Raw genomic sequence first — 17,197 nt, forward strand, 5'->3', positions numbered from 1 at the left:
CATTTTGCAGATATCAGGCCAGCGCAGCCGTCAACGCCTGATCGAGATCGGCGATCAGGTCGTCTGCATTCTCAAGTCCGATGGACACGCGCACTACGTCCGGTCCTGCCCCTGCGGCCTCCTGCTGCTCTTCGGTCAGCTGGCGGTGCGTGGTGGAGGCAGAGTGGATGATCAGCGACCTTGTATCGCCAAGGTTGGCCACATGGCTGAAGATATTGACGTTATCGACCAGTTTCTGGCAGGCCTCATACCCGCCCTTCACCTTGAAGGTGAACAGACCCGAAGTGCCCTTCGGACACAGCTTGCGGCCCTTGCGATAGGAGGGCGAGGATTTAAGCCCGGCATAAGAGACGCTCTCGATCCGGTCATCATCTTCCAGCCAGGTCGCGATCTTCTTGGCGTTCTCGCAATGGCGCTCCATCCGCAGCGAAAGCGTCTCAAGACCCAGCAGCGTCTGGAAGGCGTTCTGCGGTGACTGGCAGGGGCCAATATCGCGCAGACCGATAGCGATGCCGTGGAACGTGTAGGCCAGCGCCCCGAACGTCTCATGGAACTTCAGCCCATGATAGGCTGGCTCAGGCTGGCTGAGCGACGGGAACTTTTCGGAGGCCGACCAGTCAAAGGTGCCGGAGTCCACAACCATGCCGCCCATCGCGGTGCCGTTGCCGGACATGTATTTCGTGGTCGAATGCACGACGATATTTGCGCCATGCTCGAACGGGCGGCACAGGTAAGGCGTGGCGGTAGTGTTATCGACGATCAGCGGCACGCCCTTACGCTCGGCGATCTTCGCGATCGCAGGCAGGTCTGTGACATAGCCGCCGGGGTTCGCGATTGACTCGCAGAAGATCGCCTTGGTCTTCTTGGTGCACGCGCGCGACACGCTGCCCTTGTCGTCGAAATCAACAAACTTCGCTTCCCAGCCGAAGCGCTTGATGGTCTGGGAGAACTGCGTGACCGTGCCACCGTAAAGACGGGTGGAGACGACCACATTGTCGCCCGGGCTCATCAGCGGCAGCAGGGCGAGGATCTGGGCGGAGTGGCCCGAGGAACAGGCCACCGCGCCAACGCCACCCTCAAGCGTCGCCACACGTTCTTGCAGAACGGCGACGGTGGGGTTGGTCAGGCGGGAATAGATGAAGCCTACTTCCTGAAGGTTGAACAGCGCCGCGGCATGATCGGCATCGCGGAACACATAGCCGGTGTTCTGATAAATCGGCGTTTGGCGCGCGCCGGTTGCCGGGTCGGGTTGAGAGCCTGCGTGGATCTGAAGGGTCTCAAAGGAATACTGTGGTGCGTCGTCAGACATGATGCGTCTCCTGTTATCGTTGCCGCACCTTAGGCATCCAAATTTAGAAATACACGCGATTTTGGCCCTATTTTCTCAAAAAGGACGAAAAATCGCATCTTTTTTCATTTTTCGATGACGTTGTTCTGAGCTAAGCCGCCATTTCTCGCAGGCCAGACCATGTGATGGCTAAGGTTGCTGTTCAGATCCCTGGCGCTGCTCGCGCTGGCAACTGTCACACATCACTCTTGCCCGATCCGCACCACTCGCCCGCCTGCGGCCTGTGCATCTGCTTCGTCATGGGTGACAAGGATGACCGGCAGTCGTTCCTTGCGGGCGCGCTCCAGCACAAGCGACCGGATTGACGCGCGGCGGTCGGTGTCCAGGCGTGAGAACGGCTCATCCAACAACAGTGCGCGCGGCCTTGCCAGCAAGGTCCGCATCAGGGCCACCCGCGCCCGCTGACCGCCCGACAGGGTCGCCGGATCGCGTGGGGCAAAGCCTTCCAGCCCGATTTCGATCAGACCTTCCTCCACAACCTGACGGCGCGCCACGCGCCCGCGCACATCCGGTGACAGCCCGAAGGCGAGGTTCTCTCCGACCGACAGGTGCGGAAACAGCATCGCGTCCTGAAACAGAAGACCGATCCGCCGTGCCTCTGGCGGTTTGCCCGCAAGGTCTTCTCCGTCGAGCAATATGCGGCCCTGCATCGCAAATGCGGGCGCGAGTGTCCCGATCAGGGCGGAGAGCAGCGTTGACTTCCCCGACCCTGAAGGTCCCATCACCGACAACACATCCCCCGGCGCGACATGCGCGTCGACGCTCAACAGCGTCTCGGTTCCCTTGCTCAAGGTGAGATGGTCGAGCGTCAGCCCGCGTGCTTTATCCATCATGGCGCATCCCCCGCCTGTTTCTCCACACCAGACGCGGCACCAACACCGCTGCTGCAAAGGGCAGAAGGGCTGCCAGCGTCTGGGCCAATCCGTAAATCCCAATCGCCCGCCGATCCCCGCCGGAAGCAAGCGCCACTGCTTCGGTCGTCAACGTCTGAACACGCCCTCCACCGACCAGCAGCGTTGGCAGATACTGCCCGACACTCACCGCCAGCCCGACGGCAAGGGCGGTCAGCAGCGGCGCGAGCAGCATCGGCAGCCGCACCCGCCACAACACACCATCTGCACTGGTCCCCATGCTGCGCGCCGCGATGTCGAGCCGGGTGTCCCAGGCCCGGAACGGATCAGCAAGGCTCAGGAACACATAGGGCAGGACGAACACGACATGCGCCAGCACCACGGGCCAAAGCCCCGATTGCAGACCCGCGCTCAACATCAGGGTTTGCAACCCCGGCAGAAAGGCCGTCTGCGGGATCAGGAGCGGCAGGTATAGCAGAAACGCCCCCGCCCGCCGCATCCTTACCCCGTGGCGATGCTCGGCCTCCAGACATCCGATTGTCAGTACTAACGCGATGCCAGCCGCCAGCCCCGCAATCAGCGCCGTGCTGCCCAAAGGCCCCAGCAGTTCCGGTCCATGCCGCATCCAGCTGCGCAGGATCAGCATGTCGGGCAAAGCGTTTGGATAAGACCAGAAGCCCGCAAATGACCACAGCGCCAGCCCGGCAATTCCGGCAAAAAGAGCAACGGCAATCAACAGGATCGCCCCAGCGCTTAGCCCCCGTGTTCGGTCCAACATGCATCCCCGGCGTCCGCGGACCAGAATACGCCGGGCAATCCGGGCGAAAGCCCACTCTCCGATCCGCCAGGCCAGCAATCCGCCAAAGACTAGGGCAAGCTGCAACATTGCGGCCGCGGCAGCGCGCAACCTCAGCGCCAGATCCGGGTCTCCCATCCAGCGCACGATCTGGACCGACAGCGTGTTGGGCGTGTTCGGCCCCAGAATGATCGCCACATCCACGACCGACATCGAAAAGACGAGCACGACGAAAACCGGCAGGCGGATCTGACGGTACACTTGCGGAAACACTGTCACCAGCCAGCCCGCAACGCGGCCATAGCCCAGCGTGCGCGCAGCCAGCAGAGAGCGGCTTGCCTCCGTCTGGCCCAGCGCGGCAAGGCTCATCAACAACAGAAACGGCACCTCCTTGGCCACCAACCCGACGATCAGAGAGATTCCGGCAGGATCTTGCAGGATCAAAAGGTCAGGAGGCCGCTCCCATCCCGTCGCCCAGGGGGAGAAGAGCCGCACGACCCAGCCCGACGGCGCAATCAGAAAGGCGATGCCAAATGCCGCCGCCGCATGGGGGACCGAGAGCAAGGGCGACAGGCTGCGCTCAATCCACCGAAAGGCCGGTGTGCCCTGCCAACCTGCAAGTGCCAGTGTCACAATGGCCAGCGAAAGGGCGGTCGCGATCAGCCCCGTGGTCAGGCTCAACCTGACGGAGGCAGGCAGACCCGGCCATGCGCCCAGCTCTGCAAAGGCGGCAAGACCCCAATCCGTCAAACCCGCCGCCGGCAGATAGCCGAAGGCGGGCAAAAGGGTGCCGATCAGCCCGGCCGCCACCGGCCCGACAAGGGCCAGCAGCGTCAGCGCCGGGACAAAGCGCAGGCCACGCCGCGCAGACATGATCGGCCGTCCCGGTCTTACTCGGCCACGCCGTAGCGCTCGATCCAGTCAGCCTCGATCCGGGTCATCCAGCTCGGATGCGGCTCGGCAAGGGCGGTGCCCAGCTCCTCGGGTGTCAACGTTGCAATGCCAAGGTCGATATTGTCGAACAGAGCACGCTCTGCTTCGGGCAGGGCAGCCACGTCCAGCACTGTGCCATAGCCCAGCACCTCTGGATCAAGCGCGCGCGCCTGCGCCTCCGCGCTCAACAGGAAGTTCGCGACGATCATCGCGCCTTCCGTGGAAGAGGAGTTGTAGGGGATTGCCACGAAGCTCGCATTGCCGATGGTGCCGTTTTCCAGCACGAAGGTCCGCGCCGTGTCCGGCAGCTCAAAATTGGCGATGGCGGTGGACGCCTCACCGGGGCTGAAGGAAATGGCCAAGTCTACCTCATTGTCCGCGATCAACTGCAACTGGCGCGGTCCGGTCTGCGGATAGGCGCGGCCCTGCCGCCACAGGTTCGGGGTCAGCTCCTCAAGAAAAGACCACAGCGGCGCGGTGACGGCTTCGTAGTCCGCCTCTTCCACCGGGGCATAAAGCGGCGTCGCATCATCGGTCAGGTCCAGCAGCGCTTGCTTGAGGAACGTAGAGCCGAGGAAATCGGGCGGCTGGGGGAAGGTGAAGCGACCCGGATTGGCGGCGGCCCACTCTGCAATCGCCTCCATATCTGCCAATGGCTCAGGCAGATCGGCGGTGTCGTGGATGAAGACCACCTGTGCCATCGCCCACGGGCTTTCGAGGCCCTCCGTCGGCACGGTGAAGTCAGTCTGCACCGACTTACCCTCGACATCGACGATGGACCAGTTCGGAAGCTGCTCCGCGAACGGGCCGAACAGCAGTTCCGCATCCTTCATGGCTGCGAAATTGGCGCCGTTGATCCAGATCATGTCGATCGCGCCGTCGCTGTCTTGCCCCGCACTGCGCTCCGCCAGAACACGGCTCACGGCATCGGCGGTGTCGGACAGTTTCACATGCTCCAGTGTGACGCCGTAGTCCTCTGCCACACGCTCGCCCACCCAGGCGATGAAGTCGTTCGTGGTGGTCGATCCGCCCCAGGCGTTCCAATAGACGGTCTGCCCGTCAGCGGCGGCGACGACCGCGTCCCAATCTGCTGGATCAGTCTGGGCAAAGGCAGTGGTCGCGGTCAGCGTTGCTGCCGCGAAGGCGATGAATTTCATGGGGTTGGTCCCTCTTGCTTGGTGAAAATCTGGCGGGCCGCATAGACCCGCAATGTTCCGGTCAGAAAGCACAGGCTTCCGAATATCCACGCCAGCGGCGCAAAGGCGTCCGCGAACAGGCAAATGAGCACGAAGAAAACGATGGTTTCCGTGCCTTCGAGCAGTCCGTTGGAATAGTAGAGCGATTTCGATCCCTGTGCAGTCGTCTCCATCCCATGCTTTTCAGCTAGGATGGCATAGCCCAGAAAGCTGGTGCCATTGAAATAGAAGCTGGTTAGCAGCCACGCGCCCGCGACGGCGTTGTTGGCCGGGTCCGCCCAGACAAAGGCCATCGGTATTGCTCCGTAAAACAGGAAGTCGCACGCAATATCGAGATAGCCTCCGAAGTCGGTCTTTTGCGTGGCGCGCGCGACGGCTCCGTCCAAGCCGTCTGCTATTCGGCTGAATAGAAGCGGGATCAGGGCGAGCAAAGGGGCCCCCAGCGCGATTGTCGCGGCTGCAATCAGGCCGAGCGCAAGGCCAATCAACGTGACGCCATTTGCAGTCAGCCCCCATGCGGCAAGCGTGCGCCCCACAGTGTTGAGCACCGGGTCAATCAGCGTTCGCATCCGCGCGTCTAGCATCGGCCATCCTTTCGTTCCGCATTGCCTACCGCCCCGGCATGGGCTGGGGCAAGCGATCCAACGGCTTTGTGATTTTGCGTGCGCGCACCGAATTAGATTGACCCGGCAGGGCGATCTGCCGTGCAGTTGGCAGATGGAAACGCTTTTGAACCCCTACCGCTTCGGCGATGCAGCGCTTGCGCTGCCTGCAGACGTGCCTTTTCCCAGTGTCGAGGCCGCCCGCGCACAGGCCCTTGTCGCCCGCTGCCCGCACCATGCCCCGACACCGCTTGCGCGCAATGCGACGCTTGAAACGACACTGGGCGTGGCTGAGGTCTGGGTGAAGGATGAACGCGCCCGGATGGGATTGGGCAGTTTCAAGGCGCTGGGCGCAGCCTATGTGATCGCGTGCGACGCTCAGGAGGGCGCCGCCGCTGGCCGCACCTATGTCACGGCGAGCGCGGGGAATCACGGCCTGTCCGTGGCCGCAGGCGCACAGGCGTTCGGCGCGAAGGCTGTTATTTACCTCTCCGACACGGTGCCAGAGGCTTTCGCCCACCGCTTGCGGCAGATCGGTGCCGAGGTGGTGCGCGCGGGGTCGGATTACGAACAGAGCATGACTGCTGCTTCTGATGCGGCGACCACCAATGGCTGGTCCTTGCTGTCTGACAGCTCTTGGCAAGGCTACACCGCGGTTCCCCACCGCTTGATGGAGGGTTACCTCGTCCTGATGGCCGAAGTGATCGAGGCACTCGATCCACCCCCCACGCATCTCTTCTTGCAAGCAGGCGTCGGTGGGTTGGCCGGGGCCGCTGCCGCCCTGGCCCGCAGCGCTTGGGGCGACGGCTTGGAAATCACGGTGGTTGAGCCAGAAGCCGCCCCGGCCCTGCAAGCCTCCATCCGTGCCGGGAAGGCGGTGCACGCCCCCGGACCTGTCTCGGCCATGGGGCGGCTCGACTGTAAGGAACCCTCGCTGATCGCGCTCAAGGGCCTTGCCCGCGATGCGAACCACTTCGCCACGCTCTCGGAGGAGGAAGGACACGCCGCAGCCGCATTGGCGTCCCGCGCCGGTCTGCCCTCGACACCTTCGGGCACCGCCGGGCTGGGCGGGGCAATGGGCACGGATTTGCCCGCAACCGCGCGCGTTCTGCTGATCTTCAGCGAAGGCCCCGAGGCATGAGCCTCAACCTCATTGCGCCGGAAGAGTTCGCCGCCCGTCATGACCGCGCGCGCAGCTTGATGCGGCGGGCAGGGCTGGACGGGCTCTTGCTAACCACACCGGCGGATATCTGCTATTTCACCGGCTTTCTGACCCGCTTTTGGGAAAGCCCGACCCGACCGTGGTTTCTGATCGTGCCTGTCCAGGGCCCCACCGTTGCGGTGATCCCTCAGATTGGTGCCGCCCTCATGCGCACCTGCGCTGTCGGCCAAATCCGAACCTGGCGCGCCCCTGATCTGGAGGATGATGGCACCTCTCTCCTTCAGGACACCCTCATCGACAGCATCGGCGCGGGCGGGCGCGTCGGGGTGCCCAGCGGGCATGAGACCCATCTGCGGATGCCACTGCATGACTGGTCGCAGCTGCGGTCCGCCCCGGTCGACTTTCGCGGGGATGCCGGGGTGGTACGCACTTTGCGCATGACCAAATCAACCGCCGAGATCGAGCTGATCCGCGCCACCTGCGCCGTGGCCGATCGCGCATTCGCACGCGTGCCATCCATCGCACGGGCCGGTGATCGCCTCAGCGACGTGTTCCGCCGGTTTCAGATGTTGGGATTGGAAGAGGGCGCGGATTGGGTGCCCTATCTGGCCGGCGCCGCAGGGCAGGGCGGATATGCCGACGTCATCTCACCCGCGACAGATGAACCGCTCATGCCGGGCGATGTCCTGATGCTTGATACGGGACTGATCCGGCGCGGTTATTTCTGCGATTTCGACCGCAACTACAGCGTGGGCGCTCCGACATCTGAAATAGCCGAGGCCCACCGGACCCTCATCGCAGCGACCGAGGCAGGGCGCGCTATCTGCCGACCAGGTAACAGCGCTGCCGATATCTTCCACGCCATGGACAAGGTACTGACCGGTGGTGCGGGCGGAGCCGATGTTGGTCGATACGGTCACGGTTTGGGTCTGCAACTGACGGAGGCCCCGTCCCTCATGCCCATGGACGCGACGGAACTGACCGAAGGGATGGTCCTCACTCTGGAGCCCAGCCTTGTATTTGGGCCGGATCGCATGATGGTTCATGAAGAAAACATCGTGATCACTGCGGATGGTGCACACTACCTTTCGAGCCGTGCAGGTGACGATCTGCTTGTGCTTGATACCTAAGGTGTCGCGGCGCTTTTCATACGAACTGGCACCGTCTACGGGCCCGGCTTTTGGACTGATCGTCCTACGCGCCGATGAAACGTTGGAACGTGACGTAGGCCGAATGGTGCCCCCGGCGCTCCAACCTCTGGTCACACGGGTCGAAAGCGGCAACAGCGTCACGCCAGACAGTTTGCGTGCGATGGAGGCGCGTCTGACTGGTGCGGCGGCGCTATTCCCTGACGGGCACCGCTTCGACGTGATTGGCTATGGATGCACCAGTGCCACAGCCCAGATCGGGGCAGGGGCGGTGGCTGCGCGGATCCGGGCCGGTGCGTCGACACAGCATGTGACCGAACCGGTCTCGGCCACCATAGCGGCCTGCAGGGCGCTCGGCCTGCAATCCCTCGCGATCCTCTCTCCCTATGTGGAGGTGGTCTCAGCCCCCCTGCGCGACTGTTTCAGGGCAGCGGGGATCGCGACCCCTGTTTTCGGCACATTTGACGAGCCGGTTGAGGCGAATGTTGTGCGGATCGACGCTGACAGTATCCGGTCGGCTGCCGCATCGCTGGTGCATGGGGTCGATGGGCTGTTCCTGTCCTGCACCAACCTCAGGGTGCTCGATCTGATTGAAGAGCTTGAGGATCGGCTCGCAATGCCGGTGCTCAGCAGCAATCAAACCCTTCTGTGGCACATGTCCGCTTTGGCAGGGCATCCTGAGGGGGTCACAATCCCTGGTCGATTGGGTGCGGCACAACTCAGCTAAGGCGCGAAATTACGCTCACATCTTGGGGATTTGAGCGCCGAACACAGGCCCTTTTTCTTTTCAGCGCTGAGCCGGTCTGCCATGATTCGGTCGTGGAGGGGGCACGTTTTCGAAGGGGAGGTGCCCATGGGGATTGCAAATGTATCTTCGGCCGGGGCTGTCCCGATGGCCGAAATCCTGTCAGCAGATGACGCCCGGCTGTGGTTGAACGATCATCGCCGCACCCCGCTCTGCTGGCTGCTATGGGACCGTCCGGCAGGTGTGCCCTTCCTTTGCGGTGTCAGCGCCAGCGATGTCCGCGTGCTGGCGCATCTTGAAAAGGATCAGGTGCGGGATGGTCGCATTGGCCTGACATGGATGCAGCCGGATTTGCTCGATTTTGTCATGGCTCAGCCAAGGGGCTTCCTGGGCGTCAGCCTCTTTCCCTTTCTGACATTGGGGCAGGCGAAATGGTGCGAACACGCCATCATTGGTGAATTTGGCACGCGTGAGAATGGGGGTTGGCTCTTCAATACCCGCGCCCGGCGCGACGCGGATGTCGCACATTAAAGACGTGGACATCCGCAGTCGGGCCGACTGGCGGGCTTGGCTCAGTACCAATCACGCTGAGGCTGGATCTGTTTGGTTGATCCGCTGGAAGAAGCACACCCCGCACTATGTCGATCACATGGAGTTAGTGGCCGAGGCGCTGTGCTGGGGCTGGATCGACAGCGCCGTGCGCAAGCGTGACGCTGACAGCTCACGTCTTCTGATGTCTCCGCGCAATCCGAAATCGGCCTGGTCTGCCGTGAACAAGCGTCTTGTCGACGTCGCTGAGGCGGAGGGGCAGATGACCGACGCGGGCCGCGCGCTGATTGAAGCCGCAAAGGCTAACGGAATGTGGAGCTTTCTCGATGATGTCGAACGGCTCGAAATCCCGCCAGACCTTGCAGAGGCGTTCGCGGCCTCGCCTCCATCGCGGCAAGAATGGGACGCATTTCCCCGATCCGCCAAACGCGGCATTCTGGAGTGGATCAAGACTGCGAAGCAGCCTCAGACCCGCGCTCGCCGCATTGCGGACACGGCGCGGCTGGCAGCAATAGGCCAGCGCGCGAACGGGGGCTGAAGCGGGCCTTTTCGCGCTGTCGCTTTCGTGATTCCAGCTTCCCGCGACCCCCAGCTAGATTGCGGATCAAGTTTGCACCCTATCGGAGCCGCCCCATGCGCCTGACCGCCTATCTCACCTCCATCGCACTTGCCCTTCTTGGCACATCTCCCGCAGCGCTGGCACAGGTGCCAAGCTGCGGGGCAGAGGGCGATCCGTGTACGCTTTCAGGCGGCGAATATCATGCATCACTTCCCGATGGAGAGATATCAGGCGCGTTTGTCTGGCTTCACGGCTATGGTGGCCGGGCAGAAAGCGTTGTGCGCAATCGTGGTCTGATGTCGGCTTTTCACGAGCATGGCTATGCCGTGATCGCGGTCCAGGGCATGCCGCGCTTCTCAGGCGACCGCGGCGGCAGTTGGAACAGCCTCGCCCGTCCCGCCCCACGCCGCGATGACGTCGCCTTCATCGAGAGTGTCGCTGACGATGCCGCCGCCCGCTTCGGCTTCGATCGTGGACGCACGATGCTGGCCGGATTTTCCGGCGGGGGCATGATGACATGGCGTGTCGCGTGTGATGCGCCCGACGCCTTCGCGGCATATCTGCCGGTCGCGGGCACATTCTGGGATCCCGCCCCGACCGATTGCGGCGCGCCTGCGCTACTGCACCACACCCATGGCTGGACAGACGGCGTGGTGCCGCTCGAAGGCCGCACCGTCGGCTCCGGGATCACACAAGGTGATGTCTTCGCGATCCTGGGTGACATGCGGCAGACGATGGGCTGCACCTCACGCCCGGCCGAGCAGATGCAGGATGACATGCCCTACCTCACCCGGGCGTGGTCCGACTGCACCAATGCGACCGCCATGGCGATGACGCTGCATCCGGGGGGGCACGCAATCCCATCCGGCTGGGTTGAGCGCATGGATGCCTGGCTCGACGCCGAGTTGTGAACGGATCGGGCGAGATTGCCCTTGTTCCTGCCTCGAAGCCCGTTAAAAACCTTCCATCCATGTTCGGGGGCGCGTGGATGGGTGTGGTTTAGGGAAGGATTACACATGACGTTTACGTCACGAATTGCAGGCGCATTGGTCGCCTGTGCGCTCAGCATCACGGCAGTACAGGCCCAGAGCTTGCAGGACGGCATCGACGCGTGGCTCGCGGATGACGACGCAACCGCGCTGCCCATCTTGTCGGACCTGGCCAATGCCGGCGATGTGGATGCGCAAATGTTGCTGGGGCAGATCGAGGCGGTGGCCCCGCCCGGAGCAGGATCGGAGTTTCTGGCCAACCTCAACCGCCGTGAGCGCATCGCGCTTCTGCGGTCCGAGGGCGGGCTGTCAGGCACCTCCTGGACCCGTGTGCAAGAGCGGGACGGAAACCCGCTTGCGGCCGCGTTGATGGAGGCACGCCTGCCCGACGCCACGCTCGAAACCGCGTCCTTCCTCGTGCAGGAGGGGGAAGTACAGGCGGGCACCGCGCTGGCGTGGCAGGTCTTCGACCGTGGCCGCTGGAACGAGATTTTCGCCCTGACCCCCGACGATCCCCTTTTGGGAGAGCTCGATTTCGTCAGCTGGAGCCGCAGCTATTTCGGCGCTCCTCCGGGACCGGATGCCTGGGCATGGCTTACCGATACCCCCGCCACCGGCCGGACCGGCGGCATGATGATGGTGTCACTGGTCGCCCCGGTTCTGGCGCCGCATCTGCGCCCCTCCGAACAGCTGCGCGACTATATTCAGGCCATGCGCGGCACGCCGGAATTCCTCGTCGACAATGGTGATATCGTGGATGCTGCCGCGGTGATGGAGCGTCAGCTGCCGCTCGATTCCAATCTTGCGACCGTGAACGCGTATTGTTCGTCGACCTGTCCCGATCAGGTCGGTCTTTGCGGCATGGCGGTGATCGCAGCAACCGGTGGTGCAGACCGGATCAAGCTTCACGACACGCCCTACGAGGCGCTGATCTCGCAAGAGCAGTTCGCCCAATCGCCGCGCGCGGTCGGTGAACTGCGCCGCTGGATGGCCAGCCTGCAAAGCTCTGCCGAAATGCAGGGTCGTGTCGTGCTCAGCCAGTGCGTGAACGAGGATATCGCCTCGATCACTGTCGAGTAAGCACATCGCTTGCGCCGGGTCATGGGGTTGCGTATGTGTACCCCATGACCTGCCGCTCATGTCAGATTCCGGTCCTTGATGACCATGCACGTCTTCCGTGGCGCTTCTTTGGCGACGCGAAGGCGCTTGAATCCCAACTATGAGCCGCCCCGCGCCCGCTGATGTACAGCGCGGCGCAGCCTGCCTTTTTCAGCCATCACGACAGCCTCAAGGGACATGACCCATGGCCAAGACACTCTATGACAAGATCTGGGACGCGCATGTCGTCCACGAAGATACGGACGGGACCAGCCTGCTCTATATCGATCGCCACCTCGTGCATGAGGTAACCTCGCCGCAGGCCTTCGAAGGGCTGCGCATGGCGGGTCGCACCGTACGCGCGCCGGAAAAAACCATCGCCGTGCCGGACCACAACGTGCCCACGACGCTGGACCGCGCCAATGCCGCGACCATGACCGAGGACAGCCGCATTCAGGTCGAAGCCCTCGACAAGAATGCCAAGGAATTCGGCATCCACTACTACCCCGTCTCTGATGTGCGTCAGGGGATCGTTCACATCGTCGGGCCAGAGCAGGGCTGGACCCTTCCTGGCATGACGGTCGTTTGCGGCGACAGCCACACCGCGACCCACGGTGCCTTCGGCGCGCTGGCTCACGGGATCGGCACGTCCGAGGTGGAGCATGTGCTCGCCACCCAGACGCTGATCCAGAAGAAGTCCAAGAACATGAAGGTGGAGATCACCGGGTCGCTGCGCCCCGGCGTGACCGCCAAGGACATCACCATGGCCGTCATCGGCCAGACGGGCACCGCAGGCGGCACAGGCTACGTCATCGAATATTGCGGGCAAGCCATCGAAGAGCTTTCGATGGAAGGCCGCATGACGGTCTGCAACATGGCAATCGAGGGCGGCGCACGTGCGGGCCTGATCGCACCGGACGAGAAGACCTTCGCATACTGCATGGGTCGCCCGCACGCACCGAAAGGCGCACAGTGGGAAGCAGCGCTCGCCTACTGGAAAACTCTCAAGACCGATGAGGGCGCGCATTTCGACAAGGTCGTGACCATCGCGGGTGAGGACATCGCCCCGCTTGTCACCTGGGGCACCTCGCCCGAGGACGTTCTGCCGATCACGGCCACCGTCCCTTCGCCCGAAGATTTCGAAGGCGGTAAGGTTGAGGCCGCACGCCGGTCACTGGCGTATATGGGTCTTGAGCCAGGTCAGAAGCTGAGCGACGTGACTGTCGATACGGTTTTCATTGGCTCCTGCACCAATGGCCGGATCGAGGATCTGCGTGCCGCTGCTGCCGTGCTGAAGGGCAAGAAGATCAAGGACGGGATGCGCGCCATGGTCGTCCCGGGCTCCGGCCTCGTCCGCGCACAGGCCGAAGAGGAAGGCCTTGCCGACATCTTCAAGGAAGCTGGGTTTGAATGGCGCATGGCGGGCTGCTCGATGTGCCTCGCGATGAACCCCGATCAGCTGAAGCCGGAAGAGCGTTGCATCTCCACCTCGAACCGTAATTTCGAGGGGCGTCAGGGCCGTGGCGGACGTACGCATTTGGCCTCCCCGGCGATGGCGGCTGCTGCTGCAATCACCGGTCGTCTGACAGATGTACGGGAATTGAACTAAAAACATCCGGCGGGCCTAAGGCTCGCCGGTTCGTTCTTCCGGTGCACGGGTTGTGCACACTTGGTGTACGCTCTGTGCACATCACAGAATTCCATCCCGAAGGGGAGTAGGACACGTTATGGAAAAATTCACGACTCTTACGGGTGTTGCTGCACCCATGCCGCTGGTCAACATCGACACCGATATGATCATCCCCAAGCAGTTCCTGAAAACGATCAAGCGCACTGGCCTTGGCGCGAACCTGTTTGACGAGATGCGTTTCAACACCGATGGCTCGGAAATCGAGGATTTCGTGCTGAACAAGCCCGCTTACCGCGAAGCGTCGATCCTGGTCGCAGGTGACAATTTCGGGTGTGGTTCCAGCCGCGAGCACGCGCCCTGGGCACTGGCTGATTTTGGCATTCGCTGTGTGATAAGCACCTCTTTTGCCGACATTTTCTTCAACAACTGCTTCAAGAACGGCATTCTGCCGATCGTCTTGCCGCAGGAAGATGTCGACAAGCTGATGGACGATGCAGAGCGTGGCGCGAACGCTGTGATGACGGTCGATCTCGAAGCGCAGACCATCACCGGGCCCGATGGGGGCACAATCACGTTTGACGTAGAGCCGTTCCGCAAGCATTGTCTGTTGAACGGCCTCGATGACATCGGGCTGACGCTTCAGAAATCCGCGTCCATCGATTCGTTCGAGGCGCAATACGCACAACAGGCACCGTGGCTGTAAGAAACGAAATATCCCGCAAGCGCGCCACTCCCTTCAGCATGTTCGTCAGGCTGATAACCGGCATCTCGCGGGCATTTTTGGTTCTTGTTTTCATAGCCGCCCCGGCCTTTTTGTTGCCGGAAGCCAATCGGAACGCGCAGGAGATTTCCCTGATTATCGGGGCGATCCTCGGCGCGTTCACGATGTTTGAATACGCGTCCTCCCATCCGGGATTGGTCGATTTCAGGTTTGCGCCGCCATATAACCGCGTGCGCTTTTTCAGCTTTGCCGTCTTGGTTATGGCGCTGATTTTCCTATGTCGCGCGGATGTTGGCGCGGACAGCTTCTCTGCTGATATGATTGCGTTTTCTGATGGTTTGGTGCGCCTTCTCAACGTGCCATTCAGCCCGGTCGTTCTGGCGGACGGACTGATGATGGATGGGGAGGAGGGCATCCCGCTCGTCGCGCGGGCTGCGGCGCTGAGCTTCACGATAGCGACCTGCTCCATCATCTTCTTCTCGGCCTATATCTGGATCTTCCGCTGGCCGACCGAGAGAGAAAGCTTCAATCTGTGGGTCAATTTGCCAACCTTCGATCCGACACTTGGTCAGGACATAAGCTGGCGTCTGCGGCGGCAGGGCATGATGAATATGCTCGTCGCGATCGCCTTGCCCTACACCACGATTTCTATCGCGTCCCGCTCTGGCGGCTGGTTTGATCCGTCCGCGCTGGAGAACCACCAATCCCTGATCTGGGGCTGCGTGTTCTGGGCCTTTACGCCTGTGGTGCTGTTCAACCGCGGATCGGCGATGCTGAAGATTGCTTGGCTGATCGATCGCGCGCGCACCGATTGAGGTGTTTGGCGCTGACAGTTGCAGCAGCCCTTTTGGCGCTGCCCGCTGCCGCTGATACAATCCGAATTGCAACGTTCAATGCCGCTTTGGAGCGCCCCTATGCCGGTGCCCTGCTGCGCGATATCGAGCGTGGGACAGAGGATGTAATGGCGGCAGTGTCTGTGATCGCCGCGGTGCAGCCCGACATCATTCTGATCAATGAGTTGGATCATGATCCCCAGCGGCGCGCCGCGCTGGCGTTTCAGCAACGTTTGTCAGAGGCGGGCGTGGATCTGCCGCATGTCTTCACGGCACCGGTGAATGCTGGAGAGCTGACCGGCCTCGATCTTGACGGTGATGGCAGCTTGACCGGTCCACGTGATGCCCACGGGTTCGGTCGCTGGCCGGGCCACTATGGAATGGCGCTGTTCAGCCGCTATCCGGTAGGCGAGGTGCGGACATTTCAAACGGAGCTTTGGCGAGACGTGCCCGACAGCCGCATGCCCCAGGATCATTTCGGTCTGGAGGCTGAAAACCTTTTGCGCCTGTCCAGCAAGAGCCACTGGGATGTTGAATTGCGACTGCCCGGCGCGCCGCTGCACTTGCTTGCAGCACACCCAACTCCGCCCGTTTTCGATGGGCCCGAGGACGCGAACGGGCGGCGCAATGCGGATGAGATCGCGTTCTGGCTGCGATACCTCGATGGTGAACCTGTCGTGGATGATACCGGCGAGGCCCGGCCGATTGGCCCCGCTCCGGTTGTGGTTTTGGGTGATCTCAATGCTGATCCCGCAGATGGGGATGGCTGGCATGATGTCATCGCGGCCCTTTTGGCGCATCCGCGGGTGCAGGACACAGAGCCGCGTTCTCAGATGGCGGCGACCCTGACAGGCGGGGTGAATGCCGCGCATCAGGGCGATCCGGCGCTTGATACGGCAGACTGGAATGATGAGCGCGGCCCGGGCAATTTGAGGGTGGACTATGTTCTGCCCGATGCCGCGCTGGAGGTGGTGGGATCCGGGGTATTTTGGCCGATGGAGGATCAGCCGTTGGCGGCTGAAGCGGCTGTTTCTGACCATCGGTTGGTCTGGGTCGATATCCGTTGGGACCCTGCCAGTGATTGATGCAGTGCGTCGTGCAGCGGTGTCATTGAGAAATCAGGGAGCAGGGCCTCAAATGCGCTGCCATCCAGCTGATGTGGGACGTGCCATAGATACCGCATTTCGGTGAGTTCGCGCATCAACGGATTGATTAGACCCAAGGCGCGGATGAGAGGCCATTGAAAGCGCGTCAGGCGGATTGGCCTGGCCGTGATGCTGGCAATCGCATCTGCAAGTTGCTGACCGGTCAGCGTGTACCCGGGAAAGGGTAGGTCGAGATAGCGTGGCAGGCTGTCCCGCATTTCCGCCAGTGCAACGGCGGCGCGCGCCATATCTGGCAGGAAAGCCCATGCGTGGGCTTGATTGGTTGGGCCGGGATACATCAGACGGCCCTTTGAGACGCCTTTTGTCATATGGCTTTCGAACCAGTTTCCACTGTCTGATGTGTCGATAAAGTCGCCCGCGCGGAGGTTGATGACCTGAACGCCAGAGGTGCGCCAGTTCTGTTCCATCTCTATTCGGATACGCCCCTTCTTTGTTGCCGCGCGATGCGGGGTTTCGGCGGTCAGCACCCGGGGCATGTCCGCGCCGAACGTGTAGACATTGCCCGGCAGAATAACGGTTGCTTCTGTCGCACGGGCTGCGGCGATACACGCCTCGGTCAGACGTGGTACGTCCCGTGCCCAATCATGGTACGGCGGGTTAAGACCATTGAAGATGACATCTGGTTTCACGGCCGCGGCCGCGCGGGCCATATCCGTGGCATCAAAGGGATCTGCACTGATGCTGCCGGGTTGTGCCGCCTTGCCCGGGCGCTGCAGCCGCACGACGTTCCATCCCGCATTTTGAAAGGCGTCCGCCGCATTTCGGCCCATGCGGCCGCCCGCGCCCAAGATGAATATGGTTGGCATTCTGCGTCTCCTCTCGCTGATGTCCCTCAAAGTGACCGCCAAAGCATGCGAACACAATTGCGTAA

At 62.3% G+C, this 17,197-nt stretch carries 17 protein-coding genes; 11 read left to right on the forward strand and 6 right to left on the reverse strand.

The window, feature by feature from the left end; translation table 11 throughout:
• Positions 1-13: 13 nt before the first annotated feature.
• The 5 genes from POI8812_RS04630 to POI8812_RS04650 form a co-directional block, all read right to left on the reverse strand.
• Positions 14-1,309, reverse strand: coding sequence for an O-acetylhomoserine aminocarboxypropyltransferase/cysteine synthase family protein (locus POI8812_RS04630; RefSeq protein WP_108781324.1), 1,296 nt, complete (start codon positions 1,307-1,309; stop codon positions 14-16).
• 221 nt (positions 1,310-1,530) lie between these two features.
• Entirely contained in the window at positions 1,531-2,178 is a 648-nt protein-coding gene (locus POI8812_RS04635; RefSeq protein WP_108781524.1) for an ATP-binding cassette domain-containing protein, read from the reverse strand.
• Positions 2,171-3,868 (reverse strand): ABC transporter permease, encoded by a 1,698-nt coding sequence (locus POI8812_RS04640; RefSeq protein WP_108781325.1) that lies wholly within the window; start codon positions 3,866-3,868, stop codon positions 2,171-2,173. Before POI8812_RS04640 ends, POI8812_RS04635 begins: the two co-directional genes overlap by 8 nt.
• 17 nt (positions 3,869-3,885) lie before the next feature.
• The gene (locus POI8812_RS04645; RefSeq protein ID WP_108781326.1) at positions 3,886-5,085 is read right to left on the reverse strand and encodes an ABC transporter substrate-binding protein; all 1,200 of its coding nucleotides are present in this window, start codon (positions 5,083-5,085) and stop codon (positions 3,886-3,888) included.
• Positions 5,082-5,708, reverse strand: coding sequence for a CDP-alcohol phosphatidyltransferase family protein (locus tag POI8812_RS04650; RefSeq protein WP_108781327.1), 627 nt, complete (start codon positions 5,706-5,708; stop codon positions 5,082-5,084). The genes POI8812_RS04645 and POI8812_RS04650 overlap by 4 nt, the downstream gene beginning before the upstream one ends.
• 133 nt (positions 5,709-5,841) lie before the next feature.
• Between POI8812_RS04650 and POI8812_RS04655 the strand changes: the two genes are divergently transcribed.
• The 11 genes from POI8812_RS04655 (at position 5,842) to POI8812_RS04705 (ending at position 16,245) form a co-directional block, all read left to right on the forward strand.
• Positions 5,842-6,867, forward strand: coding sequence for a pyridoxal-phosphate dependent enzyme (locus POI8812_RS04655; RefSeq protein WP_108781328.1), 1,026 nt, complete (start codon positions 5,842-5,844; stop codon positions 6,865-6,867).
• Complete coding sequence (locus tag POI8812_RS04660) at positions 6,864-8,018, forward strand: M24 family metallopeptidase (protein ID WP_108781329.1); 1,155 nt, start codon at positions 6,864-6,866, stop codon at positions 8,016-8,018. The genes POI8812_RS04655 and POI8812_RS04660 overlap by 4 nt, the downstream gene beginning before the upstream one ends.
• 1 nt (position 8,019) lies before the next feature.
• Positions 8,020-8,763, forward strand: a complete 744-nt coding sequence (locus tag POI8812_RS04665) for a maleate cis-trans isomerase family protein (RefSeq protein ID WP_245895245.1) — start codon at positions 8,020-8,022, stop codon at positions 8,761-8,763.
• A 126-nt stretch (positions 8,764-8,889) separates the two neighbouring features.
• Complete coding sequence (locus POI8812_RS04670; protein ID WP_108781331.1) at positions 8,890-9,312, forward strand: hypothetical protein; 423 nt, start codon at positions 8,890-8,892, stop codon at positions 9,310-9,312.
• Complete coding sequence (locus POI8812_RS04675; RefSeq protein ID WP_108781332.1) at positions 9,299-9,868, forward strand: YdeI/OmpD-associated family protein; 570 nt, start codon at positions 9,299-9,301, stop codon at positions 9,866-9,868. The genes POI8812_RS04670 and POI8812_RS04675 overlap by 14 nt, the downstream gene beginning before the upstream one ends.
• Before the next feature lie 95 nt (positions 9,869-9,963).
• Positions 9,964-10,800, forward strand: coding sequence for a CE1 family esterase (locus POI8812_RS04680; RefSeq protein WP_108781333.1), 837 nt, complete (start codon positions 9,964-9,966; stop codon positions 10,798-10,800).
• A 105-nt stretch (positions 10,801-10,905) separates the two neighbouring features.
• The gene (locus POI8812_RS04685; protein WP_108781334.1) at positions 10,906-11,958 is read left to right on the forward strand and encodes a hypothetical protein; all 1,053 of its coding nucleotides are present in this window, start codon (positions 10,906-10,908) and stop codon (positions 11,956-11,958) included.
• A 223-nt stretch (positions 11,959-12,181) separates the two neighbouring features.
• Positions 12,182-13,585, forward strand: a complete 1,404-nt coding sequence (gene leuC / locus POI8812_RS04690; protein ID WP_108781335.1) for a 3-isopropylmalate dehydratase large subunit — start codon at positions 12,182-12,184, stop codon at positions 13,583-13,585.
• A 118-nt stretch (positions 13,586-13,703) separates the two neighbouring features.
• Positions 13,704-14,309, forward strand: a complete 606-nt coding sequence (gene leuD, locus POI8812_RS04695) for a 3-isopropylmalate dehydratase small subunit (RefSeq protein WP_108781336.1) — start codon at positions 13,704-13,706, stop codon at positions 14,307-14,309.
• A gap of 113 nt (positions 14,310-14,422) precedes the next feature.
• Positions 14,423-15,142, forward strand: a complete 720-nt coding sequence (locus POI8812_RS04700) for a hypothetical protein (RefSeq protein WP_146186119.1) — start codon at positions 14,423-14,425, stop codon at positions 15,140-15,142.
• A gap of 5 nt (positions 15,143-15,147) precedes the next feature.
• Positions 15,148-16,245 (forward strand): endonuclease/exonuclease/phosphatase family protein, encoded by a 1,098-nt coding sequence (locus tag POI8812_RS04705; RefSeq protein ID WP_245895247.1) that lies wholly within the window; start codon positions 15,148-15,150, stop codon positions 16,243-16,245.
• Here POI8812_RS04705 and POI8812_RS04710 read toward each other — a convergent pair.
• Positions 16,164-17,132, reverse strand: coding sequence for an NAD-dependent epimerase/dehydratase family protein (locus POI8812_RS04710; protein WP_108781338.1), 969 nt, complete (start codon positions 17,130-17,132; stop codon positions 16,164-16,166). The genes POI8812_RS04705 and POI8812_RS04710 overlap by 82 nt on opposite strands.
• Between the last annotated feature and the right edge of the window lie 65 nt (positions 17,133-17,197).

The organism is Pontivivens insulae (assembly GCF_900302495.1).
Lineage (GTDB): Bacteria > Pseudomonadota > Alphaproteobacteria > Rhodobacterales > Rhodobacteraceae > Pontivivens > Pontivivens insulae.